This is a genomic window from Paraburkholderia dipogonis (genome assembly GCF_042680985.1).
In the GTDB taxonomy this organism is placed as follows: domain Bacteria; phylum Pseudomonadota; class Gammaproteobacteria; order Burkholderiales; family Burkholderiaceae; genus Paraburkholderia; species Paraburkholderia phytofirmans.
In genome coordinates this window covers 246,521-269,182 of the sequence record NZ_JBHUFR010000011.1, presented here as the reverse complement: position 1 = coordinate 269,182, position 22,662 = coordinate 246,521, and the positions used below count along the sequence as shown (strand labels likewise).

Below are 22,662 nucleotides of genomic sequence, written 5' to 3'. Positions count from 1 at the left end.
CGCAGCGGTTCGCTTAAAGCTCACTCCACCAGTTCGGTGTAGCGCGACGTGATCGGATAACGCCAGTCGCGCCCGAACGCGCGATGCGTCACGCGAATGCCGATCGGCGCCTGACGCCGCTTGTATTCGTTGATCTTGATGAGGCGCGTGACGCGTTTGACGTCGTCGACCGCATAGCCTGCCGCGATGATTTCGGCGAGCGAGCGGTCCTCTTCCATGTACATGCGCATGATCGCGTCGAGCACGTCGTATTCCGGCAAGCTGTCCTGATCGGTCTGGTTCTCGCGCAGTTCCGCCGACGGCGCGCGCGTCAGAATGCGCTCGGGAATGACGTCCTGTTTGTCGAAGGTAGTTGCCTGGTTGCGGTAGTGGCACAAGCGGTAGACGAGCGTTTTTGCAATGTCCTTGATGACCGCGAAGCCGCCGGCCATGTCGCCGTACAACGTGCAGTAGCCCACGGCCATTTCGCTCTTGTTGCCGGTGGTCAGCACGATCGAGCCGAACTTGTTCGACAGCGCCATCAGCAAGGTGCCGCGAATGCGCGCCTGAATGTTTTCTTCGGTGGCGTCTTCGGCGCGGCCGGCGAATTCTTCCGCGAGCGAGCTGCGGAACGCGTCGAACATCGGCGCGATCGCGATTTCGTCGTAGCGCACGCCGACGCGGCGCGCCATGTCGGCGGCATCCGTGGTGGAAATATCCGCTGTGTAGCGCGACGGCATCATCACCGCGCGCACGCGGTCCGCGCCGAGCGCGTCGCACGCGACGGCCAGCACCAGCGCCGAATCCACGCCGCCCGACAGGCCGATCAAAGCGCCCGGGAAACCGTTCTTGTTGATGTAGTCGCGCACGCCCATCACGAGCGCGGCGTAAACCTGCGCCTCGATCGACTGCTCCTGCGCGATTGGCGCGGGCAACGGCTTGCCGTCTTCGAATTCGACGACCGCGGTCGCTTCCTCGAACTGCGCCATCTTGGCGACCAGTTCGCCCTCTGCGTCGAGCACGAACGAGCCGCCGTCGAACACCAGTTCGTCCTGCGCGCCGACCATGTTCACGTAGACCATCGGCAATCCGGTCTCGCGAATCCGCGCGCGCAGAATGTCGAAGCGCACCGCTTCCTTGTTCAGGTGATACGGCGAGCCGTTCGGAATGAGCACCACTTGCGCGCCCGCCGCCTTCGCCATTTGCGCTGCCGACGCATGCCATGCGTCCTCGCAAATCACCACGCCGTACTTCACGCCATCGAGTTCGAACACGAACGGCTGCGGGTCCGACGCGAAATAGCGCTTCTCGTCGAACACCTCGGTGTTGGGCAAATCCTGCTTGCGATACGTGCCGCGCACTTCTCCGTCGACGATCAGCGAGGCCGCGTTGAAAGTATCGACCGGCGGCACGCCGCGCTCGATCGGCGCGTTTGCATTACCATGGCCGTGCGCCGCATTGTGCGTGATGTCGCGCAGCGGATGGCCGACGATCACATGCAGGCCGGCGAACGGCTTGAGTTGCGTGGCGAGGTCGGCCAGCGCCGCCGCGCTCGCGGCATAGAACGCGGGACGCAGCAGCAGATCTTCGGGCGGATAACCGGACAGCGCGAGTTCAGGCGCGATCAGCAGCTTCGCACCATCGTTGTGCGCGGCGCGCGCGGCAGCGACGATCTTCGCGACGTTGCCGGCGAAGTCGCCGACGGTGACATTGATTTGAGCAAGAGCGATTCGGGTCTTCATGGCAGGATCGACAGGCAAGCCGGCGTGGCTTGCGAGTACCGCGGCTGGTTAGCTCGACGGAATGGACAAATCGGATAAACGAACGGCGTGGCGCCTGATTACCACTAGCGCGCCGCGCCGCTCATTGGGAACAGTCACACAGATTGAACCAGGAACGCTTTGATTATCGCACGGGCATTCTGGCGTCGCCCTCCGAGGTAGACGCCGCCGAATGGAATGCCCTGCTCGCGCAGCAGTCGCAGCCCACGCCGTTTCTGCGGCATGAGTTTTTGAGCGCCTTGCATGCGACCCGCTGTGCGGTCGCGGATACCGGCTGGGCGCCGCAATTCGTCACGTTGAGCGACCCGCGCACGGACAAGCTCGTGGCCGCCGCGCCCGTGTATCTGAAAGGGCACTCATACGGCGAGTACGTGTTCGACTGGGCATGGGCCGACGCCTACAAGCGCAACGGCTTGCCGTATTACCCGAAGCTGTTGTGCGCGGTGCCGTTCACGCCGGTGCAAGGCAACCGGTTGCTGTCAGCGGATACGCATGCGCTCAGGCACCTGGCCGCGACGCTGATGGCGTTCGCCGAACAGGCCGACGTGTCGTCGCTGCACGTGCTGTTCCCCACCGAAACGGAAGCCGCAGCGCTCACCGACATGGGCATGATGCAACGCGAAGGCGTGCAGTTTCATTGGCTCAACGACGGCTATCGCGACTTCGACGATTTCCTCTCCACGCTCGAACAGAAGAAGCGCAAGAACATTCGCGCCGAGCGTCGTAAAGTGCAGGAGGCCGGCGTGACGATGCGCCGGATCCGCGGCGAAGACATTCAGGACGCGGACTGGCGTTTCTTCAGCAAGTGCTATCGGCAGACGTACCGCGAGCACTTTTCGAGTCCGTATCTGAACCTGGATTTCTTCCGCATGATCGGCGCGTCGATGCCCGAGAACCTGCTGCTCGTCATCGCCGAATACGAAGGCAAGCCGATCGCAAGTTCGCTGGTGGTGTATCAGCGCGACGCGAAAACCGGCGGCACGCTGTATGGCCGCTATTGGGGCGCGCTGGAACACGTGCCGTGTTTGCATTTCGAAACGGCGTACTATCAGCCGCTCGAATTCTGCATCGAGGAAAAGCTCGGCGCGTTCGAAGGCGGTGCCCAGGGCGAGCACAAGATGGCGCGCGGCTTTCTGCCCACGGTCACGCGCTCGGCGCACTGGCTCGCGCATCCCGCGTTCGCCGATGCGGTCGGCCACTTTCTCGACAACGAAAAGAACAGCATCCACGCGTATGTGGATGAGCTGCGCGAACACAATCCGTTCAAAGACTGAGCGCATTCATGGCCTGGTTTCTTTATCTGCTCGAATGCTCGGACGGCAGCGTTTATACCGGCATCGCCGTCGATGTGCAGGCGCGCTTCGACAAACACGTCAGCGGCGAAGGCGCGCGTTATACGCGTTCGCGCAAGCCGGTGCAGGTTCTGGCGTCGTTCGAATTGACGGACCGGTCTACTGCTTCGCGCGCGGAATATTGGGTCAAGCGGTTGTCGGCTTCCGAGAAGCGGGCGCTCGCCGCGGGACTGCGCACGCTCGAATCGGTGATGCCTTTGCCTGAACCCGAACCGGCTGTCGACGAAGAACAAGCTGAAGAACAAACCGGCGAGTCCTGACAACGCTTCAGCTTCGCCCTTCTTCCTGGCACCGCCGCGTAACTATCCCCTCGCCTCACGCATCCGCTCGTTGAGCAGCCGATGCATCAGCGCAAGCTCGCCCACCGCATCGGCTTCCAATGAAGTCAGCCGCTCTCGCGCGGGGAGCCCAAGGCGCACCGGCCGCAAGGTGCGGCTCAACGCGGCGTCGATGTCCGCGCTCACGGTCGTGATCCACGCGCCGAGTTCATCGTGCATGTCGCGCCGGTTCGTACTCAGACGCAGTTGCGTCGCGGTGCCGGCCATTCTTCGCAACAGGCTCAGCACGGTGAGCGTGACGGTGTCGACCATCGAGTCTTCAAGTTTTTCGAGGCGCATCCGGCCGATGGCTTCCTCCGCGTTATTGCTGCCCAGACCCGCGGCGCGGCGCAAGCGCTCCATCTCTTTCTCGCTGCGGCGAGGCGATGCCAGCGCGGCTCTCAGATAAGCGAGATTGGCGCGGACCGCCTCGCTCAAATACGCGCGATAGTCGATCTTTTCGCGCGTCGGCCAGAGATAGAACGTGGCCAGCAGCGCCAACACGCAACCGAGCACGTTGTTGCCGAGCCGCGTGAGCGCATAGGCGAATTCGCTGGCGCCCGGCGTCGCGAAGTCGGCGACCAGCACGAAGGTCGGCGTGAGAAACAGCACGAAGAGGCTGTAGCTCACGGGACGCAGCGCCATGGTCGCCATCACCAGCGGAAACACCGCGAGCGAAATGCCGAGCGGCGAATGGATCGCATAACCGATCGCCGCCGCCAGCACGCCGCCCACGATGCTGCCCGCCGCGCGCTCGATACTGCGCGGCCAGGTCGCGGCGATCGACGGTTGCAGGATCAGCAGCGTCGCCATGGTGGCCCAGTAGCCGAACGGCAGACCGAGTGCGCGGATCACGAGAAAGCCCGTGGTGGTCGTCACGCCGACGCGGGCCGCATGCCGCAAGCCGACAGACTCGATCGACAGGTTGGCCTTGAAGGTGGACCAGACGCGTGTGAAAAGCCGCGCGGCGCTGTCGCGCCAGCCTTCGGGCTCTGCATGCACCGGCGTGAAGTCGACGAGTTCGAAATCGGACTTCAGCGTCACCGGTTCCATCAAGGCGGTTTCGAGGCGCCGCGCAAAACGCCGCAAACGCAGTTGCAAATCGGCGAGACGGGCCCACTGTGCGTCGTTGGCGGCCGCGCCGATGCCGCGCAGCACGTCGCCCATGACCGTCAGCAGCCGGGCCGCGCGCTTCGCGCGCCATGCGTCGTCGGGCACTCGTTCACATGCGCCCGAGACGGCGATCAGATACGCGAACAACGCTTCGCTGTCGGTCAGCAAGCCGAGCAGCGTGTCGTAGGTTTCGCGGCCGCCCGTTCTCGACGCCGGCACACGCGCCAGCACTTTGCGCGAGCGCTCCAGCGCGGCGCGGGCATCGGCGCGAAATTTTGCGGCATGCGTGGCCCATTCGCCGCGTGCCGCGCGTCGTTCGAGCAGCCGCGCGCTGTCCACGGCGATATCAGCGAGACGCAGATACACGGCGCGCAACGACGAGCGACTCGTGCCGAATGGATGAATGCGCCAGACCGTCAGACTCAGCGCCACGGCAAACAGACATCCGATCAGGTAGATGCCGAGAAACGCCATGCCTTGCCGAACGCTGTGCATCGGCCGGTCGACCATCACGACGCATGCGGTGGCCGCGAGAATCGTCACCTGCGAAGTGGCCGCGCCCCAGATCCTGCCGAATGCGCCGAGTGTCGTGAACACTAGCACCGCAAGCGCGGCGAACACGGCGCCTGCTCCGGAAGCGTAAGCCGTCAGGCCGCCGCACAGCGTGGACAGCACCGCGAAGCCCATCATCGACGCAAAGCGGGCGCGGTTGGAGCCGCCCGCATCGGCGAGGCAGGTCCAGAACGCGCCGATCGCCGCCCACGCGAAGGCCGGTTCGTGCAGCACATTGCCGAGCGCGAGCATGGCCGTCGACGCACAAGCCGCTCGCAAGCCTTCGGAGAGACTCGCTTCGCTGGTCGAAAACGACACCATCCATACCGGCCGCTTGCGGTAAATCGCGCTGACGACGGCATACAGCCAGTTCGACCAGCGTTGCGATGAAGACGACGGGTTGGACTTGCGATTCAGCATCCGAAAGATGGGCTCCAGGGAACGCGGATTGGCGCTGCGTCGGCGCAGCGCGCCGGCCGGCGGCAGGCACGCGTATGCAGGCGGCCAATAATACGGGTTTACGCGTAGATATAAAAATGGCTTCGGTTCATCCTGTCGATGCACTGCGTCTATGCGTCCACGCTCCCGGACTAGGCGGCGCGCACCGGCCTCATGTTTCGACTAGCCATGAAAAAACCGCGCGGCCTTTGCAGGCTCGCGCGGTTTTCTATTCACCAGGTGTGACGCAGCTTACTTCTTGTAGTTCGCCGCGCCTTCGGTGATTTCCTTGTGCGCGGCTTCGATGTCCGCCCAGCCCTCGACCTTCACCCACTTACCCTTCTCGAGCGCCTTGTATTGCTCGAAGAAGTGCTTGATCTGGTCTTTCAGATGCGCCGGGACGTCGTCGATCGACTTCAGGTTGGCGGTCATCGGGCAGACCTTGTCGTGCGGTACTGCGACCAGTTTCGCGTCCACGCCGGATTCGTCGGTCATTTGCAGCATGCCGAGTGCGCGGGCACGCACCACGGAGCCGGCCAGCAGCGGGAACGGCGTGATCACCAGCACGTCGACCGGGTCGCCGTCGCCCGACAGCGTTTGCGGAATGTAGCCGTAGTTCGCCGGATAGCGCATGCCCGTGCTGATGAAACGATCGACGTGGAGCAGGCCCGTTTCCTTGTCGGCTTCGTACTTCACCGGATCGCTTTGCGCCGGGATTTCGATGATGACGTTGAAATCTTGCGGAAGGTCTTTGCCTGCGGGGACGTTATTGAAGCTCATGAGCGCTCTCTGGTCGGGATGGAATTCGGAACACGGCGCGCGGCGCGCTCGCTCGAACGGGATGCAACGTGAAACTCGCCTCGAGCAGCGGCGCTGCGGCCGGACAGTGCTGAATGCGCCATTATAGCCAATCGGCCAATGGCATCCGTCGTTGGATCGGGGCGATAATCGTCTGGCGTCTCTCGATTGTGCCTCTCGTTTGTGAACACCACGTCACCGCAGCGCGGTGCTCGTGACACCTCAAGGAGCATGCATGGAAGAAGCCCGGCATTTCATCGGCGGCGAATGGTCCGCTGCATCAGGCGGCGAGACGATCGCCGTACTCGATCCCTCGGACGGCCAGCCCTTCACCCAACTCGCGCGCGGCACCGCGGCGGATATCGACGCCGCCGTGCACGCCGCGCGCCGCGCGTTCGAAGGCCCCTGGGGTCAAGCCAGCGCCGCCGAACGCGGCCGCATCCTGTACCGGCTGTCCATGCTGGTTGCCGCGCGGCAGGAAGAACTCGCCCAACTCGAAGCGCGCGACACCGGCAAGCCGCTCAAGCAGGCGCGCGCCGATTCGGCCGCCCTCGCCCGCTATTTCGAGTTTTACGCCGGCGCGGCGGATAAGTTGCACGGCGAAACGCTGCCTTACCAGACCGGCTATACGGTGCTGACGATTCGCGAGCCGCACGGCGTAACCGGCCATATCGTGCCGTGGAATTACCCCATGCAGATTTTCGGGCGCAGCGTGGGTGCGGCGCTCGCCACCGGCAATGCCTGCGTCGTCAAACCGGCAGAGGATGCGTGTCTCTCCGTGTTGCGCGTCGCCGAACTTGCTGCCGAGGCGGGTTTGCCGGCCGGCGCGCTGAATATCGTCACGGGCTTCGGCCACGAAGCGGGCGCGGCGCTTGCGCGTCATCCGGGCATCGATCACATCTCGTTCACCGGCTCGCCGGATACCGGCAAGCTCGTCACGCAAATGGCCGCCGAGAATCACGTGCCGGTCACGCTGGAACTCGGCGGCAAGTCGCCGCAAATCGTTTTCGCCGATGCGGACCTCGACGCGGCGCTGCCCGTGCTGGTGTCGGCGATCGTGCAGAACGCCGGACAGACCTGCTCGGCGGGTAGCCGCGTGTTGATCGACCGGGCCATTTACGAGCCCTTGCTCGACCGGCTGAGCAGCGCGTTTCATGCGTTGCGCGTCGGCCCTTCGCAGGCCGACCTCGACTGCGGGCCGCTGATCAGCGCGAAACAGCAGCGGCGCGTGTGGGATTTCCTCTCGGATGCGCAGCACGACGGCATCGCCATGGCGGCGCACGGCGAGGTGATTCCCGAAGCGCCGGAAAGCGGCTTCTATCAGGCGCCGACGCTGCTGCGCGACGTGCCCGCGAGCCACCGCCTCGCGCGCGACGAAGTATTCGGCCCCGTGCTCGCCGCCATGTCGTTCAGCGACGAAGACGAAGCTTTGAAGCTTGCCAACGGCACGTCGTTCGGTCTCGTCGCCGGCATCTGGACACGCGACGGCGCACGGCAGATGCGGCTCGCGCGCCGCCTGCGCTCCGGCCAGGTGTTCATCAACAACTATGGCGCGGGCGGCGGCGTCGAATTGCCGTTCGGCGGCGTCAAGCATTCGGGCCATGGGCGTGAGAAGGGCTTTGAAGCGCTGTATGGCTTCACGGTGCTCAAGACCATTGCAATCAAGCACGGTTAGTCAGGTACGCGCATCACCATCCACAACACACAGCGGAGACATCATGCGGTTGACAGGTAAAACAGCCATCGTCACAGGTGGCGGCTCGGGTTTCGGTGAAGGCATTGCGAAGACCTACGCGCGCGAAGGCGCGAACGTGGTGGTCAACGATCTGAACGGTCCGGCCGCCGAGCGCGTAGCGAGCGAAATCGCGTTGGCCGGCGGCAAGGCGATCGCGGTGGCGGGCAACGTCGCTCATCGTGAAGACTGGCAGACGCTGCGCGAGGCCGCGCTCGAAGACTTCGGCAGCGTGCAGATCGTCGTCAACAACGCGGGCACCACGCATCGCAACAAGCCGGTGATGGATGTGACGGAAGCCGAATTCGACCGCGTCTATGCGGTGAACGTGAAAAGCATCTACTGGAGCGTGCAGGAATTCGTGCCGTATTTCCGCGAGCAAGGCGGCGGCTGCTTCATCAATATTGCGTCCACGGCGGGTGTGCGGCCGCGCCCCGGGCTCGTTTGGTACAACGGCAGCAAAGGCGCGGTGATTATCGCGAGCAAGTCGCTGGCGGTCGAGCTGGGTCCGGACCGCATACGCGTGAACTGCGTGAATCCGGTGATCGGCGAGACGGCGCTGCTGTCCGAATTCATGGGCGTGGAAGATACGCCGGAAAATCGCCAGCGCTTTCTTGCCGGCATTCCGCTTGGGCGTTTCTCGACGCCGCAGGACATCGCCAACGCCGCGCTTTATCTGGCTTCGGACGAGGCGGAGTTCATCACCGGCGTGTGTCTGGAAGTGGACGGCGGGCGCTGCGTGTAGCGCCGCGCCGTATCTGGTGCGCGAGGGTTTCGTGCGCAGCGGCCCTCGCCGCAGTCAGTGTTTTCCCCGGGTATCGATTCGTCATGCAGACGACGCAGCGCGGATAGAATCGATCGACGGCGGTACTTCAATTCCACAAGAAAAGAGGAGACACCATGGCTAGTCCCGCAAATCCGCTCCACCATCCCGGCGCGGGTGCGCCGCCTTCCACTTTCGAAGAGGCCACCTACCGCAAAGTCAGTTGGCGGCTCGCGCCGCTTCTCATGCTTTGTTACGTGGTCGCGTATCTTGATCGCGTCAACGTCGGTTTCGCCAAGCTGCAAATGACCAGCGATCTTGGGCTGAGCGATGCGGTGTACGGTTTCGGCGCCGGAATTTTCTTTGTCGGCTATTTCATCTTCGAGATTCCGAGCAATGTGATTCTGCATAAGGTCGGCGCGCGGGTGTGGATCGCGCGGATCATGGTGTCGTGGGGCGTGATCTCCATGCTGACCATGTTCGTCACTACGCCGACGATGTTTTATGTGATGCGCTTTCTGCTTGGTCTGGCTGAGGCGGGGTTCTTTCCTGGGATCATTCTTTATCTCACGTACTGGTATCCGGCGCATCGGCGCGGGCGTATGACTACGTGGTTTATGACGGCGATTGCGTTGTCGGGTGTGATCGGCGGGCCGGTGTCGGGTTATATCCTGAAGACCTTTAACGGCTTGAACGGATGGCATGGCTGGCAGTGGCTGTTTCTGCTCGAAGGGATTCCTTCGGTGATCGTGGGGATCATGGTTTTTGCCATGCTGGACGATAGGATTTCGAAGGCGAAGTGGCTGACTAAGGAAGAGCAACAGTTGCTTGAGCGGCATGTTTCCGCGGAAGAGGCGACCAAGCATGACATGCCGATTCGGCAGGTGCTGACGAGTGGGCGTGTGTTGATGCTTAGTCTTACGTACTTCTCGTTTGTGATGGGGTTGTATGGGGTGAGCTTCTGGTTGCCGACGATTATTAAGGCTACTGGGGTGACGGATGCTTTCATGATCGGGTTGCTTTCGGCGATTCCGTTCGCGGGGGCTGTGCTGGCGATGGTGTTTGTGTCGCGGAGCGCGGACCGGAAGCGGGAGCGGCGCTGGCATATTGCGCTGCCGGCGTTTGCGGGGGCGGTTGGGTTGGTGCTTTCTGTGGTTTGGGCGCATAACACTGTGTTGGCGATGGCTTCGCTTACGCTCGCGACTATGGGCATTCTCACTACCCTGCCGTTGTTTTGGAGTTTGCCTACGGCGATTCTGGCGGGGACCGGTGCGGCGGCCGGGATTGCGATGATTAATTCGATTGGGAATTTGGCGGGGTTTTTGAGTCCGTATGCGGTGGGGTGGCTCAAGCAGGCGACGGCTGCGAATGATTCGGGGATGTATATGCTGGCGGCGTTTATGGTGCTTGGGGGTTTGCTGGCGATTAGTGCGCCGGCGAAGATGGTTAATAAGTGACGAGCGACGCGCGAGCCTCGGCAATCATGCAGTGCTGAGGCTTTTCGGAGGTTGCCAAGAAGCGACCTCTTGGCCGCCGAGCATGTTGATTTCGAGGGATGCTGGCTGACTACTGCCGGGGGCGAGCGGCTGTAGTCGGCCAGTTTCTGCCGTTCGGCATTGCTGGCCGGATCGTCGTCAATTACCATCGAATTCTTTCAATCTGCCTGCTCCTGGCGGGATAGTTGCGAGCAAAGGTAGAGGACGAATGCCGACGAACGACACGGTCGCACTTATCGTAGATCCTGATTTCAGCGCTCGTATTCAAGAGGTGGCCGCCAGAGTGCGACATACATGGGTCGTTGCTACTCCTGCGAATGTTGCCGTTGCCGAGCAAATCTGGAGAGCGTCGCCAAACCCGCCCGGGCTCAACATGGAAGGCGGCGTTACCACGTTCATTCAATATGGGGTGGATCGAGAAAGCTGGTGCGACACAATCTTGGATTCTGTCGACGATCACCACAATTGTCACTCGAACAATCCGGGTTATTTGATCCTAGAGGTCTATGGCGTATCGCTTACTGAGCGACTGCGGTCTGCGCTCGTCGAGTTCGGGTTCTCGGTTTTTACGCCAAAGGATTGTGGTTTTTGCGCGCGCAAGCTCCAACCTGCTTGAGAGAGAGGGAGACCCGTGAACGGCCGCTTTGGGAAGCTGCGGCTGACCGCTGTGGGTCGATTTCGGTCCCCGCCCTTCCCACTCCCGGATACTCGCAAGACCACTATCGGAGGGAGCACTAGAAGTCACAAAGGTCCGTCAGATTACCTTGCGAAGTCCCCCGCCGAAGCGGGGAACACTCCCGACACCGTTGCACGTCGTCAGTCTTTCACGCTGTCCAGATCATCTAACCTTCCTTTCGTGATACGCGCCATGCAATCCCAGAACGACATATAACGCATTGACGCCTCTCCTAATGAGTACGTTTCGGCGTAGCACTGGTTGTCACGAAACTCGATCCATGCGTTTTGGCCTTTCTCGAAATACGGCGATGCTATAGGGTCGTCCTCGGCTTTCAGTTCGGCATCACCCTTTTTAAAACCATCTTCCAATGATTTAATTTTCGACCTTAGTTTCGCAAAAATTATTTCATAGTCCCTTTGACTGCACGCAGCAATGTCAGCGGTTGATGCGTGTTCACCCGTCTGGCAAAGATGATCAACCTCTTTGTGCGATTTTCCAGAAAAATACACCGATGATGGCGTAGCCTTTCTATAATCAAACTCAACGGAGTAGATCGTTTTTCCAGGTGCAGTGGAATGAAAAAACAAAGGGACCAGAACCATCAAAACTGACGCAGCAGATTTTCTAATGTGTCGCATCGTATACACCCTCAGCAAATATTCTGGCCTCCGACCTACGGCGCGGACGCAGCCTCGTACCACAACGGAAGTCCTTTATGGAATCAGGTACATTTTCATAGTCGCCTTGGTTCACTATCCTCGCCAGTTCGTCAGCGGCTTGACCCGGCCCGGAATTAAAGATAACGCTCACTAGCGCATCGTATTCACGTTGATACAATGGTACGTGTATCTTTGCATTCAACGCGCCGTCCATTCTCCGCAAATCTTTCTTCAGAAATTCCCGTGCGCGCTCAACGGTTATTGTCTGGCCGACCTGCAGGTTGCCCCCCGGCAGAACAAGGTGGCCGCATCCCACCGTGGGATTGCCAGCACTATCGGCGTACACCAACACAATAAAACCTTCGGATACCGGCACGTCTATATGCGAATGATCTTGAAAAAAATCCGCGTCATACCGTTCATTCTGCCACTTTCCCACTCGGCAATGAAACTTAATATTTGAATTGACGCTGCCCAAGGCTTGCAGAGTCTATCCGTTTGTACCTGTACGCAGGAATTCGGATTCGTGTTTGTTGTTGCAGTTGCAAGTGGTTGCGCCATTAAGCCTCCTGCATATGTCCAAGATAAATATGGATCGAGCGCGCATTATTAGTCGGATGGCTCTCAATTGTTGTATCGCCGTCTCTGAGAGCAAGTCTCTTAGACATGCTCAACCCTTGTGTCCGAGATAGAGCAAGATGTTTTGTGCCCCGTCTGTTTTGTATCGCATCGTGCGTCCCGCGCTGTCCGTTATACCGTGCGCTACCGAGCCGGACGGAAAGCGAACGGTGTAATAGCTGTTTGCAAGCGCACGCCCGCGCGCGTCGCGCAGCGTGAACTGTTCATCATGCCGTGAAGCGTGGTTCGACCCTGCGGCGAGTAACGCGGCGGCGGTTGCATTAGCGGCGTGATGTTCGGCTTCGTCATCGCACCATGATTCGCCCGCGAGTCTCGCGACGATCCGAGGTGGCGTTGCGCAGTTGCACAGAACGATGTCGCTGTCGGCGGCCGTCTCGCCCATGAAGTTGATGCGGCGTGGCCCTCCGGCCTTAGCAATAATGCCGATGCTTTTACACTGCTCGCAGTACGCGGCACCTCCTATAAGTGCGACTTGATGGCCTCCGTCGCCCCATGTACACATCGAGCCTGCGTAATGCAGGATTTGCCCGCCCGTACTGAGTTGATCGCCAACCACCGCGATTCGGCGCATGATGTCGTGCTCTCCTCGTGGCCGAGATAGATTGCGAATGGGTACAACCTGCCATTACATTCCTGCTGATCCGACATTTGAAAGTCCTTACTTTTATACGAACGCAACCGGCCGCGACGCAACCGGCACCCGGCGACAATTACGGCTTTAACTCGTCAACCATCTTTAGTCGACACCCGAAGAAGCCAGTATCGGATTGCTCCGAAAAATGAATGGCCTATGCGATGCGCATAAACTCACTACTTCAAGTTAATTCCGGGCGTTACATACCTGTCGCTGGATGATTAATCCGCGAGACTTTCATCTTCTTCATTGCTAAGTTCTCGCAGCTCGGCTACTTCTTCGTACCGCGATTCGTAGTCGTCAGTGCTCGCCTTGAGCGTGACGTCGTGTACGTTTGTCGCGCGAATTCCCGGATGGAGATGCCGTCGGCCACGATGCAAAGAGTTTTCAAAATCTGTAGCTACGGGAAAGACGCGGTGCCCAATTCCCCGCGGCTTTGACGGGCCGGCAAAGTATCTTAGGAGCGCGACCGGCAAGCCAAAGAGTTGCATGGCCGGCGTTCGCGCGTGCCTATTGAATTCCCAGATGCCATGGGGAGCCTGGGCGTGGTGCCCAGCGCGACGGCACAATCGCGCCGACATCAGGGATGTCTACCAAGATCATGGAGAAGCATCGCCGAACGGGTGAACAAACGCGAAGTTGATTGCCACCGTGCGGCCCGAGAATTCGCACAACTATGTGCAAATTTTTGTCGGGTGCTTCCGCTCTCGTGCGAACCCGGCTGACATCTGAAAAAAAAACGTCTTGCCTGTAAGAACGGCCACCTTCGAACGACTAATCCCAATTGATTGTGCTTGCCGGTAGCCACGCTTCGAGGGCGGACGCCCTCGTGCGTGCCTACCGGTCGTCAAGCTGGACAACCGGAACGCGTCGCGTGACGCAAGGGCTATTGGGCATGGATATCGATTTTGAGTGCACGATGTGTGGCAAGTGTTGTCACGATCTGCGTCTGCCGTTGACCGTGACGGAGGCGGTTGCATGGCTGCAGCGTGGCAACGATGTGCAGATTCTCTGCGAGGCGCTGCCGTGGCCCACAGAGCCGCCTGCAGAAAATCTCGTGGCAGCGCATAAACGTCGTCGTTCGTTTGCCGCGATGAGCGGGTCGTTGTCGACGAGGGTCCTGGTAACTCTGGCGGCCGGGTATGCGGGCCCTTGCCCGAATCTCCAACCAGACATGCGCTGCGGTATCTATGAACAGAGGCCGTTGGTGTGTCGCATCTATCCGGCGGAAATCAATCCATTCATCGAACTGGAACCAGCGCACAAGGCCTGTCCGCCCGACGCGTGGACACCCGGGTTGCCGTCGCTGCTGCGCGCAGGCAAGCTGGTGGATGAGGGCATGCTGGCGCTGATCCAGCAGTCACGTGATGCCGACGTGAACGATCTCCCAATCAAGCAGCAAGTGTGCGCGTTGTTGGGCATCGATCAGGCTGCGGTATCGAATGAAGGCTTTGTCGCGCATTCGCCTGATCGCTTCGACTTGCTCGCAGCGCTGCATCGGGCCAGCGACGAACGCGGCATGCCGGAGCTGCCGCAGACGTGGCGTTTCATATCCAACCGCAGACCCACTGTTGACGCGCTTGTTTCGGTCGGAGCGGTCGCTTCTCTCGTCAATGCAGACAGTAGTGTGGGCTTCGCATACTTGGGGTATTTCGCAGCATCCGAGTAAAGGCCGCTTCCGGCAATTTATACGCGTTGAGCGATTGGGCCCGCGATTCGACATCGCCCGAGTCGGCGGGCGCGGTTTTGGGAGGACGGGTTGAAGCCGACGTCATACCATCGCGTAACCGAGCCGCCCACGTATCCTCCGTGGGCGTTCCCAACCGCCGACGACCTTACTTCCAACTTCACGATGTGAATGGCCGTTGCGCACGCGAAGCTGCTGTCGGCGTGGTACCCGGTTCATCGTCCGCCGTGGGTCGGCTGCTGTCCTCTGCTTGACGCGCGGCTTTGGAGTCCTGCGTGCAGCGGCGTCGGGCAGAGTTCGGCCATGAGCGGCCGATCGAGGTGGTTGTCCAGTTTGAGTAGTCCAGTTCTCGTCCGCCCTTGCTGAATGGCCGGTCTCGGGCGAGCGAATTCCGGGTGGCACTGCTTCAACCCGGCCATGAAAAGACACCCGTCGAGGGCGTTCCCCGGACGCTCAGATGGCGGCTCACCGTCAGCAAGCAGTCGCACAAGGGTCGGCAGCTCGGAATGTGCTGACATTCAAGTGCTCTCGCGGTTACTTAAACGGATCATCGGTTGAACTCACCGATACATCGATGTACGTTGTTTCGCCACGCGTCGTACATGTTATCGTCCGCGTGGATTTTGAAGATCCAAGCGTGTAGGCCCCCAAATCGCTTTTGACCGGTGTAAGACCATCTACTGTACATCTGGCGTCGAGGTAAAACCGATCCAACGACTGTGCTGCGAGCGAGGCGTGATGATCACTGTTAACTTCTAGTAGGCCTCCATTCGCAAAAAATTTGGGCTTGTCCTCATCTTCGATATTCAACACGACACCATGACCGTCGTCTGGAGCGATCATGTTCCAGTCCAATTGCCGAGTCTGGTAGCTTCTGGACAGCGGACTAAATTTTATTTCGAAGTAACCATCAGGAACATGAACCCGCGCACCATCAGGTGCGGGTGAATATTGAAAGAACGGTGTTTCTTCTTCCTCGCCAGAGGCGTTTCCTAAAACATGGTGGAATATTCCAATTTGTTCTATTCGATTATTTTGAAACCCGTACATCTGTGTTTCCGGGAAAGAAGCGCCGCTGATAATTTCTTGAAATATTAGCGGACCTACTGCATACGTGGAGAACAGCGCCGTTCCTCCTGCGATTCCGTTGAAGGATCGTATTGGCTGAAGATTAAAGCCTTGCCCTCTTAACAAGAGGGCATGAGTAACCGGGTTGTCATTTTTATTGCATCCATTGATTTCATTTTTTTGCGAATACAATACTAGTATATCTGTGGAGACGTGATCTCGATCCAAATCCATTAGACTCGTTCCCCTAAGACAAACTGACGTTTGATGGTAATCTTCGACGGCCCTGAGGCCAAGCCAATCACGAATTACTGGCACTCTATATATCGTCTCTATCGCTGCCTTGTCAAATCCATGGTCTTGAACTCTCTTAGAAACGTCGTTGATTTGGTCTTCAAATTTAAGCAGAAAGCCTAGCAATGCAGAAACGGAAATCGCAAGTGCAATTATTTTTCCTTTGAAAGTATTCAAGAACGACTGCATCATGGCCTCGATCGAGAATCGAACTACTAGGGTTGTTAAGCGAAATGTAGACGATCAATGGCAAAAGGATGGGAAGAGGAACTACCTATAAGAGAATTGATTCTTAATGTGGGCAAAGCAACAGACAAGTTTGTTCAAATCGACCTTTCACGCGGCTTTCCACCAACCAGACCTGGTCGGTATAGCCCTTCTTATCGCTTCTTAGTGACGCTTAAATGCGCCATCGTGATACTCCCCAACAATATTGACAGGGCGAATCCACCCGTTGGATCATGCGTGGCACAGAACAAACAGGCCCGGCAATGGAAGAGACGCAATCCAAGATGTGGTTCAGTGGTGTCGCGGTGCTCCCATATCTCGTTTTGGCGGGGCTGTACACGTGGCTAATCCACGGCCACCGCAAAGATTTCATGGCTGCTGCCGTCGTGCTCATCGGTGGGCGCATACTTTATGCCGTGCTGGACAGCATTACGTCGTCGATTGCATGGCGCGTCTACGCCCGCAAGCGGACGACTGCCAAGATGCGCAAGCTGTTCGAGGACGAGGGCTTACCCATGCGCAGATATCCGGCCGAAACGTTGTCCCTTTATCTCCTTCGGATCGAGAACGATCAAGACGAACATCCCTATCCCGTGACGGTGAAATGCGCAGCGCGCGAGCTATCCACCCTGATCGAGCAAGCCAAGCACGACGGACTGGTGAAAGGCGCCCGCATGGAACGAGCGATTACTGACGCCTACGACCGGCACACAATCAGTAGCACCGTCCAGAACCCGTTGGGTGTCAATTAACAGATTGTGTATGCATGGCGACTACAATCCATTACCTCATCTCGACTATCCGACTTGCGGCGCTCTTGCAGATATTTGCCACGGTGATTTGCCGGGACGTTGAGGGGCAAATGCAGTCCTCCGAAATCTGTCCGCGTTTTACCAATCCGGGAAACTCACAGGGCCGGTATCGAATGAAGCGCCACAGGTCACAAGCGCCAGTCAGTCGCCTGCAAAATCGAGGTGGAAATGGGCCAGGTACGCACGATCACCCTGTCGCCCTACTAGCCCTTATCCCTTCAGCCAATCCCAACATTTACCCCCAAGACCAAATCCGAGATAGACCCACTCCCGTATAATTATCAAGTCTTCGGGAGACACCCGTTGACCAGGTTTAGCAGCCTGACCGTTACGTCCGCATTCCCACCCAGGTGGGGATGCGTCTACCTCTGCACGTCTATATTTCTATGGGCGGGCTGTGGTGGGGGAGCCGCGAGGCTCGCCGGTTTGACGTAACGCCGGTCTGCTAACCCTGCCACGTGCCCGCTCACCCCTTCCCCAAAAGATGCGTGTCCGGGCGACCCAAAGAAGCAACAGGGAGATCGCACCATGACCAGGTCCGTCAAAAATCAACCAGCTTCGCGTCCGCCAGTCGACGCACTCCAGTACGAAAAGCTAGCCCTCTCCGCGTTCGATTTATGCGACCGACAAGTAAGTCACCTGGAAACTCTGATCACACTCGCATCCTCAATAGTTAGAAATCCTGCAATTACCCACGAAGAAAGAAAGCGTCACCGGACGCTGCTCGAATTGCTGGTAGACACGGCCGAGCAGTACCAGCAGGAACTCGAATCCGACCGCGAGTTGTTCCAGGTGATTGCACTCGACGCGAAGGGCATCCCGCGCAGCCGCATCACAGCGCAGCACGCGACGAACCTGCTGGCTGAAGCATCGCAAAGAGCAAAAGCGCTCAACGAAGAATCAAACGCTTCGCGCCGCAAAAAACCGTCCACGAAAAGCGCGATGATCAAGTTGTCCTCCACCACCGCGCAACAACCATCCCCTGCACCGCACTAAGCGATCAAATCAAGCACCAACAAAACAGGCCCAGCGTGAAGCATGAATAAAAAAATGGCCGCAGCATCCGCTGCGGCCATCGCCTCATCAACCAGCAATCTCAAGCTCTCAAAACAGCACGCCAACAACAAACGCGCCGCTCAAAAAACTCAAACAATATTCATCGCCAACGCACTTTCCCGATAATGCTGGCTAGCCTTATCCGCATCGCCAAGCTGTTCATGCAACCGCGCCAACGCACGATGCGAACGAATCTTCAGCGTCTCGTTATCCGCGAGTTTCAGCGCGCGCTCAAGGAACGACTGCGCCTTACCCCACAACTGCTGATGCAGACACAAACGCCCCAACGCGAACATCAAGTCCGCATCTTCCGGCCGATCCTTCTGCCACCCTTCAGCCTTCTGAATCAGCGGCAACGCGTCGCCGCCAGCCGTATCCGGATATCGACGCAGCAAGCGCGCATCCCAGTTCTGCGCGAGCGCTTCCTCGACGATCTTGCGCGCTTCCTGCGGACGATTCAGCGCGACCAGCAACTCCGCGGCAAGATCCGCGAGACGCGGCGAATGACGCTCAGTAGCCGACAACGAATTCCACAACTCCAGCAGCGCATCGGCATTGTGACGCCGGTCACGCAGCAGGTTTTCCGCCGCGAGCTGGCGCAAACGCACCGCCACCGCCGGATGAATCGCCTCACGCTTTTCCAGCGTCTTGACGAGCTTGAGCACTTCGCCCCAGTTCTTCAACTGCTGCTGCGCGCGTAACATGATCTGCTGCGCGTGAATCCGCCGCCCACCCTGTGATTGCATTTGCGTCAGCGCGGTCAATGCGCCGTCCGCGTCACGGCCGTCAGCGCGCATATCGGCGGTGGCCATCAGGCGTGCATCCTGCCAGTCGGCCTCATTGATCTGCGAAAGCCACTCGTCACGCCGCGCATATTCATGCATACGATGCGCCGCCGTAGCCGCGATCAAACCCGCCGCGCCCTTGTTGTCGCCATTCGCGAGCGCATCCTTGGCGGCTTTCTCAGCGCGCGAAAAACGCCCGGCGTACAGATTGCCGATCGCATCACGCAGCGCCGCATGCGCTTTCGCAACGCGCGAGCGAGCGCGATAAGCAGCCACACGCTGCGGCATGCGCCAGATATTGCGGAAGATGCGCAGCAGCGCATACATCAGGATGAACAGCACCACCAACCCAACCACGAACAGATTCAGCGATATATCAACGCGATACGGCGGATAGATCAACAGCACCTGTCCCATGTCGAAGCGCCCGACCACCGCCAGCACCACCGCGATGACGAACAGCAACGCAAGCCATAGAAGTCCCCGGATCGCCATGATTAACCTCGGCTCCGGTATTGATTGACGGCCTGCAGGCTCGTGTTCAGATTCGGCAATTCAACCGCGGCCGAGCCCGCCTCCACCTGCTTGACGAGATCGGTCACGGTCTGCGTTTTCTTCGACGAGTTGTCGAAGTAACGCGTGAGCGCATTCTGCGCCGCCTGAAGGTCGGACTTCAGCGTGGTCTCGTTGCGCGAGAGCAAGGCGAGACGCGCCGACAGCAAACGCAGCTTGAGATTCTCGCGCACGAAGTAGCCCTGATCGGGCGTGACCAGCATCGCGTCGGCGTTGTCGATGCGGCGCACCTGCACGAGGCTCGTCAACTGCTGGCCGATACCGGTGCTCACTTCACGCCACCACACTTTCCACCGCGGCTCGCCGGTGGCCGCGGCCACCTTGGCCGTGTCGGCCCAGGTCGCGGCTTGCGGCGTGGCGTGGGCGATCGGTGCTTCGCCCGAAAGCGGCAGCTTGTCGACCTGGTCGATCGCGTTGTCGAGCTTGATGGCCATGCCCGTGAGATCGGTGGAAGGCGCGGCCTTCAGCTTGTCGATGTCCTGCGCGATGGCCTTGCGCACGGCGACCGCTTGCGGGCTATCTGATGCAGCGAGACGCGTGTCGGCGCTTTGCAGCGCGAACAGCGCGAGCTGCGTGTTGCCGGTGAGCTGCAACTGCTGGCTGGCGGCGGAGAGCATCTGGCCGACTTCGGCGAGCGTCCAGTCGTCGCGATTGCGCGCGAGATCCGCGTATTGCTGTTGCAGCGCCTGCTGCGAGGTTTGCGCATCGGCAAGCTTGCCTTCGAGTTGCGCAACCTGCGAATCCGACTGATGCACCGTGGCGAGCGCCTGCTCCGTCTTGATGCGCAGTTCGTTGGTCTGCGTGTCGTTGGCTTGCTGGCGCTGCACGAGCTGCTGCTCCGTGCGCTCCACCTTGCGATTGAGCGCATAGCCGCCCACGCCCGCGGCACAAGCAATGATCACGACGACAAACCACAGCAGCGGTCCGCTCGCGCTATGGCGCTTTTGCGCTTCGTAGGGCGTGAAGGGTTGATTCGGCGGCAACGCAGTGGTCGCGGCCGGCTGGGGTGAAGCGTTCGTGGATGCGTTCGTTTCAGTCATGCGTGATTTAGCCGGTGAATGAGCCGGGTTGGACGATACCGGTTGGACGACGGCCGGGACGGCGGCAATCAAGGCACGGGCAATGCGCTCATCGCCCGCGCCGGACACCGTCATGCTATCAAAACCCAATGCCCGCGCGGTCTGCGCGATACGGGGATGCGGCGTGACGAGCGCGGCGCGTTTGAGCTGCGCGATCTCGTCGGCGGTGAGGTGGTCGTGCGCCAGTTCGTTCAGATTGCGCACGCCTTCGGAACTGGTGAGCAGCCACGCGTGCGGCACGCCCGCGAGCAACTCGTGCACGCGCGCCCAGGCGCCGATCGACGGCTCCGGCACGAGGCGCCGGTATGCCGCGACCGTGTCGACTTCAGCGCCGGCTTCGCGCAGACGCTCGGCGAGCCATTCGCGTCCGCCGTCGCCGCGCACGATCAGCACGCGCTTGCCTTCGAGACTGGTCGCTCCGAGCGCTGTATCGATCGCGGCGAACAGACCTTCGGAATCAAAGCGCGCGGTGTCTTCATCCGAACCGGACGGCGGGCTGATCACGTTGTACGCCGGTGCGGCGACGCCATGGCGCGCGAGCGCCTGCACGCTGCCCGGCCCGACCACGCCGATCGGCAACGCATGCGGCCAGATCGAGTCGCTCTGAGCGAAGGCATGATCGACGGCATTCGGCGATACGAACACAACGAGCGCATAGCGTTCGAGCGAGGCCAACGCGGCGCGCAACGGCGCGTCGTCGGTGACGGGCGCGATGTCGATCAGCGGAAAGTCGAGCGTGGCGATGCCCGCGGCGGCGAGCCGCGCGATCAGTTCGTTCGACTGACCGGCCGGTCGCGTAATCACGACCGTGAACGCCGCCTTGTCGACGGGTGAAGGAGTGTTGCCTGGGATATCGGCCGCCATCACTCGCCGGTCGCCGCGCTGTCGGCCGCGCCGTCTTCCGCTGCGCCCTGCTTCGCCGCGGCGGGACCGCTGGCGCTGCTGAGCGCACGCACGATGTCCATCGCGCCCTGCTGTTCGAGCGCGCTTGCCACTTCCTTACCGAGCGCGACCGCGCGTTCGACGCTAGGCGCCGGCGCCGAGGCCTGCGCGCTCAGCACGCGCTGCCCGTCAGGCGTGGCGACGATGCCACGCAGATGCAGCGCGCCGTCGCGCCATGTGGCATAGGCGGCGAGCGGCACTTCGCAACTGCCGCCGAGCGCACGCGACACCATGCGCTCCGCTTCGACGGCGGCTGCGGTGTGGTCATGATGCAACGGTGCGAGCCATGCCGCGAGGTCCGCGCGGTCGGCGCGAATCTCGATGCCGAGCGCACCCTGACCTGCTGCGGGCAAGCTGTCTTCGGGATCGAGCAGCGCGCGGATGCGCTCGCCCAGACCCAGACGCTTCAGGCCGGCCGCGGCCAGAATGATCGCCGCGTAATCGCCGCGATCGAGTTTCGACAGACGCGTGTCCAGATTGCCGCGCAACGGCCGCACTTCGAGATGCGGATAACGCATGCGCAGCATGGCCTCGCGGCGCAGGCTGGAAGTGCCGACCACGGCGCCTGCGGGCAACGCGGCGAGCGAATCGTAATCATTGGAGACCAGCGCGTCGCGCGGATCTTCGCGCTCCATGATGGTGGACAGCGCAAAGCCTGCGGGCAACTCCATCGGCACGTCTTTGAGCGAGTGCACGGCGAGGTCGGCGCGGCCGTCGGCGAGAGCGGCTTCGAGTTCCTTCACGAAGAGGCCCTTACCACCAACCTTCGACAAAGTGCGATCGAGAATTTGATCGCCACGTGTTGTCATTCCGAGGATTTTTACGTCACAAGATGGATATAATTTGTGCAGCGCACATCGCACATGCTCCGCTTGCCACATGGCTAGGCGGCTTTCTCGCGACGCAATCACAAGCGTGTGGGGTGGCGTGGAAAACGTCTCGGTGTTCATTAGCTTGCTGATCGAATGACGGGATGTAATAACGAACAATGTTAGCACGCGCCCTTGCGTCTCAAGACGCGGCCAGGCGCCGTGCTGAAGCGGTATCGATGGAGGAGACGGGCTTCGCGCGGCGCGCGCCTGCCCTATCCCGGCATGTTCACGCACGGTCGTTCGCGCACCGCGCCGCCGCATGCGGGATGATGCGGTGCGGCTTGACCTGGCTCAGGTGCCGCACGCGCCTCGAACGAGTGTCGTGCAAAACGCG

At 60.4% G+C, this 22,662-nt stretch carries 19 protein-coding genes; 9 read left to right on the top strand and 10 right to left on the bottom strand.

Annotation, left to right across the window (positions count from 1 at the left end; all coding sequences use genetic code 11):
• Positions 1 to 20: 20 nt before the first annotated feature.
• Entirely contained in the window at positions 21 to 1,721 is a 1,701-nt protein-coding gene (locus ACFSNN_RS16645; protein WP_134456799.1) for an NAD+ synthase, read from the bottom strand.
• A gap of 143 nt (positions 1,722 to 1,864) precedes the next feature.
• Here ACFSNN_RS16645 and ACFSNN_RS16640 point away from each other — a divergent pair, with 143 nt between their 5' ends.
• Both ACFSNN_RS16640 and ACFSNN_RS16635 read left to right on the top strand, forming a co-directional pair.
• On the top strand, positions 1,865 to 3,034 hold the full coding sequence (locus ACFSNN_RS16640; RefSeq protein ID WP_134456800.1) for a GNAT family N-acetyltransferase: 1,170 nt from the start codon (positions 1,865 to 1,867) through the stop codon (positions 3,032 to 3,034).
• 8 nt (positions 3,035 to 3,042) lie between these two features.
• Positions 3,043 to 3,372 (top strand): GIY-YIG nuclease family protein, encoded by a 330-nt coding sequence (locus ACFSNN_RS16635; RefSeq protein ID WP_134456801.1) that lies wholly within the window; start codon positions 3,043 to 3,045, stop codon positions 3,370 to 3,372.
• Between the two features lie 42 nt (positions 3,373 to 3,414).
• On the opposite strand, the gene ACFSNN_RS16630 is transcribed toward ACFSNN_RS16635, so the two are convergent.
• The gene (locus ACFSNN_RS16630) at positions 3,415 to 5,514 is read right to left on the bottom strand and encodes an FUSC family protein (protein ID WP_134456802.1); all 2,100 of its coding nucleotides are present in this window, start codon (positions 5,512 to 5,514) and stop codon (positions 3,415 to 3,417) included.
• A gap of 270 nt (positions 5,515 to 5,784) precedes the next feature.
• Entirely contained in the window at positions 5,785 to 6,312 is a 528-nt protein-coding gene (gene ppa / locus ACFSNN_RS16625) for an inorganic diphosphatase (protein WP_134456803.1), read from the bottom strand.
• Positions 6,313 to 6,565: 253 nt separating this feature from the next.
• On the opposite strand from ppa, the gene ACFSNN_RS16620 reads away from it, so the two are divergent.
• The 4 genes from ACFSNN_RS16620 to ACFSNN_RS16605 all read left to right on the top strand — a co-directional run bounded on the left by ACFSNN_RS16620 (position 6,566) and on the right by ACFSNN_RS16605 (position 10,937).
• Positions 6,566 to 8,005 (top strand): aldehyde dehydrogenase family protein, encoded by a 1,440-nt coding sequence (locus tag ACFSNN_RS16620; protein ID WP_134456804.1) that lies wholly within the window; start codon positions 6,566 to 6,568, stop codon positions 8,003 to 8,005.
• 43 nt (positions 8,006 to 8,048) lie between these two features.
• Positions 8,049 to 8,807 (top strand): SDR family oxidoreductase, encoded by a 759-nt coding sequence (locus ACFSNN_RS16615; protein ID WP_134456805.1) that lies wholly within the window; start codon positions 8,049 to 8,051, stop codon positions 8,805 to 8,807.
• Between the two features lie 155 nt (positions 8,808 to 8,962).
• A complete protein-coding gene (locus tag ACFSNN_RS16610) occupies positions 8,963 to 10,282 on the top strand; it encodes an MFS transporter (RefSeq protein WP_134456806.1) in 1,320 nt (439 codons plus the stop codon).
• A 247-nt stretch (positions 10,283 to 10,529) separates the two neighbouring features.
• The gene (locus ACFSNN_RS16605; protein ID WP_134456807.1) at positions 10,530 to 10,937 is read left to right on the top strand and encodes a hypothetical protein; all 408 of its coding nucleotides are present in this window, start codon (positions 10,530 to 10,532) and stop codon (positions 10,935 to 10,937) included.
• Between the two features lie 200 nt (positions 10,938 to 11,137).
• Here ACFSNN_RS16605 and ACFSNN_RS16600 read toward each other — a convergent pair whose 3' ends face one another.
• From ACFSNN_RS16600 to ACFSNN_RS16590, 3 genes are all read right to left on the bottom strand, one after another.
• Positions 11,138 to 11,638 carry a lysozyme inhibitor LprI family protein gene (locus ACFSNN_RS16600; protein WP_134456808.1) on the bottom strand — a complete coding sequence of 167 codons (501 nt, stop codon included), beginning with the start codon at positions 11,636 to 11,638 and terminating at the stop codon, positions 11,138 to 11,140.
• A complete protein-coding gene (locus ACFSNN_RS16595) occupies positions 11,625 to 12,137 on the bottom strand; it encodes a lysozyme (protein WP_166799244.1) in 513 nt (170 codons plus the stop codon). Before ACFSNN_RS16595 ends, ACFSNN_RS16600 begins: the two co-directional genes overlap by 14 nt.
• 192 nt (positions 12,138 to 12,329) lie before the next feature.
• Positions 12,330 to 12,869 (bottom strand): PAAR domain-containing protein, encoded by a 540-nt coding sequence (locus tag ACFSNN_RS16590; RefSeq protein ID WP_208949480.1) that lies wholly within the window; start codon positions 12,867 to 12,869, stop codon positions 12,330 to 12,332.
• A gap of 958 nt (positions 12,870 to 13,827) precedes the next feature.
• Here ACFSNN_RS16590 and ACFSNN_RS16585 point away from each other — a divergent pair.
• Complete coding sequence (locus ACFSNN_RS16585; RefSeq protein ID WP_134456810.1) at positions 13,828 to 14,601, top strand: YkgJ family cysteine cluster protein; 774 nt, start codon at positions 13,828 to 13,830, stop codon at positions 14,599 to 14,601.
• 552 nt (positions 14,602 to 15,153) lie between these two features.
• Here ACFSNN_RS16585 and ACFSNN_RS16580 read toward each other — a convergent pair.
• Entirely contained in the window at positions 15,154 to 16,158 is a 1,005-nt protein-coding gene (locus ACFSNN_RS16580; RefSeq protein ID WP_377689123.1) for a hypothetical protein, read from the bottom strand.
• A 314-nt stretch (positions 16,159 to 16,472) separates the two neighbouring features.
• Between ACFSNN_RS16580 and ACFSNN_RS16575 the strand changes: the two genes are divergently transcribed.
• On the top strand, positions 16,473 to 16,961 hold the full coding sequence (locus ACFSNN_RS16575) for a hypothetical protein (RefSeq protein WP_134456812.1): 489 nt from the start codon (positions 16,473 to 16,475) through the stop codon (positions 16,959 to 16,961).
• A 588-nt stretch (positions 16,962 to 17,549) separates the two neighbouring features.
• Positions 17,550 to 18,017: a hypothetical protein gene (locus ACFSNN_RS16570; RefSeq protein WP_134456813.1), complete on the top strand. Its 468-nt coding sequence runs from the start codon at positions 17,550 to 17,552 to the stop codon at positions 18,015 to 18,017.
• Positions 18,018 to 18,166: 149 nt separating this feature from the next.
• On the opposite strand, the gene ACFSNN_RS16565 is transcribed toward ACFSNN_RS16570, so the two are convergent.
• Genes ACFSNN_RS16565 through hemC form a run of 3 tightly spaced genes read right to left on the bottom strand, consistent with a single transcriptional unit; the run spans position 18,167 to position 22,406 of the window.
• The gene (locus ACFSNN_RS16565; protein ID WP_134456814.1) at positions 18,167 to 19,357 is read right to left on the bottom strand and encodes a heme biosynthesis protein HemY; all 1,191 of its coding nucleotides are present in this window, start codon (positions 19,355 to 19,357) and stop codon (positions 18,167 to 18,169) included.
• A gap of 2 nt (positions 19,358 to 19,359) precedes the next feature.
• Positions 19,360 to 21,378: a fused uroporphyrinogen-III synthase HemD/membrane protein HemX gene (gene hemDX / locus ACFSNN_RS16560; RefSeq protein ID WP_134456815.1), complete on the bottom strand. Its 2,019-nt coding sequence runs from the start codon at positions 21,376 to 21,378 to the stop codon at positions 19,360 to 19,362.
• Entirely contained in the window at positions 21,378 to 22,406 is a 1,029-nt protein-coding gene (gene hemC / locus ACFSNN_RS16555) for a hydroxymethylbilane synthase (RefSeq protein WP_134456816.1), read from the bottom strand. Before hemC ends, hemDX begins: the two co-directional genes overlap by 1 nt.
• Positions 22,407 to 22,662 lie beyond the last annotated feature (256 nt).

What these genes read in the sequence shown, in the direction of transcription:
- ACFSNN_RS16635 (WP_134456801.1), top strand. Translation starts at nt 3,043, where the DNA reads ATGGCCTGGTTTCTTTATCTGCTCGAATGCTCGGACGGCAGCGTTTAT.
- ACFSNN_RS16600 (WP_134456808.1), bottom strand. Translation starts at nt 11,638, where the DNA reads ATGCGACACATTAGAAAATCTGCTGCGTCAGTTTTGATGGTTCTGGTC.
- ACFSNN_RS16620 (WP_134456804.1), top strand. Translation starts at nt 6,566, where the DNA reads ATGGAAGAAGCCCGGCATTTCATCGGCGGCGAATGGTCCGCTGCATCA.
- hemDX (WP_134456815.1), bottom strand. Translation starts at nt 21,378, where the DNA reads ATGGCGGCCGATATCCCAGGCAACACTCCTTCACCCGTCGACAAGGCG.
- ACFSNN_RS16630 (WP_134456802.1), bottom strand. Translation starts at nt 5,514, where the DNA reads ATGCTGAATCGCAAGTCCAACCCGTCGTCTTCATCGCAACGCTGGTCG.
- ACFSNN_RS16585 (WP_134456810.1), top strand. Translation starts at nt 13,828, where the DNA reads ATGGATATCGATTTTGAGTGCACGATGTGTGGCAAGTGTTGTCACGAT.
- ACFSNN_RS16645 (WP_134456799.1), bottom strand. Translation starts at nt 1,721, where the DNA reads ATGAAGACCCGAATCGCTCTTGCTCAAATCAATGTCACCGTCGGCGAC.
- ACFSNN_RS16590 (WP_208949480.1), bottom strand. Translation starts at nt 12,869, where the DNA reads ATGCGCCGAATCGCGGTGGTTGGCGATCAACTCAGTACGGGCGGGCAA.
- ACFSNN_RS16605 (WP_134456807.1), top strand. Translation starts at nt 10,530, where the DNA reads ATGCCGACGAACGACACGGTCGCACTTATCGTAGATCCTGATTTCAGC.
- ACFSNN_RS16575 (WP_134456812.1), top strand. Translation starts at nt 16,473, where the DNA reads ATGGAAGAGACGCAATCCAAGATGTGGTTCAGTGGTGTCGCGGTGCTC.
- hemC (WP_134456816.1), bottom strand. Translation starts at nt 22,406, where the DNA reads ATGAACACCGAGACGTTTTCCACGCCACCCCACACGCTTGTGATTGCG.
- ACFSNN_RS16565 (WP_134456814.1), bottom strand. Translation starts at nt 19,357, where the DNA reads ATGGCGATCCGGGGACTTCTATGGCTTGCGTTGCTGTTCGTCATCGCG.
- ACFSNN_RS16615 (WP_134456805.1), top strand. Translation starts at nt 8,049, where the DNA reads ATGCGGTTGACAGGTAAAACAGCCATCGTCACAGGTGGCGGCTCGGGT.
- ACFSNN_RS16610 (WP_134456806.1), top strand. Translation starts at nt 8,963, where the DNA reads ATGGCTAGTCCCGCAAATCCGCTCCACCATCCCGGCGCGGGTGCGCCG.
- ACFSNN_RS16570 (WP_134456813.1), top strand. Translation starts at nt 17,550, where the DNA reads ATGACCAGGTCCGTCAAAAATCAACCAGCTTCGCGTCCGCCAGTCGAC.
- ppa (WP_134456803.1), bottom strand. Translation starts at nt 6,312, where the DNA reads ATGAGCTTCAATAACGTCCCCGCAGGCAAAGACCTTCCGCAAGATTTC.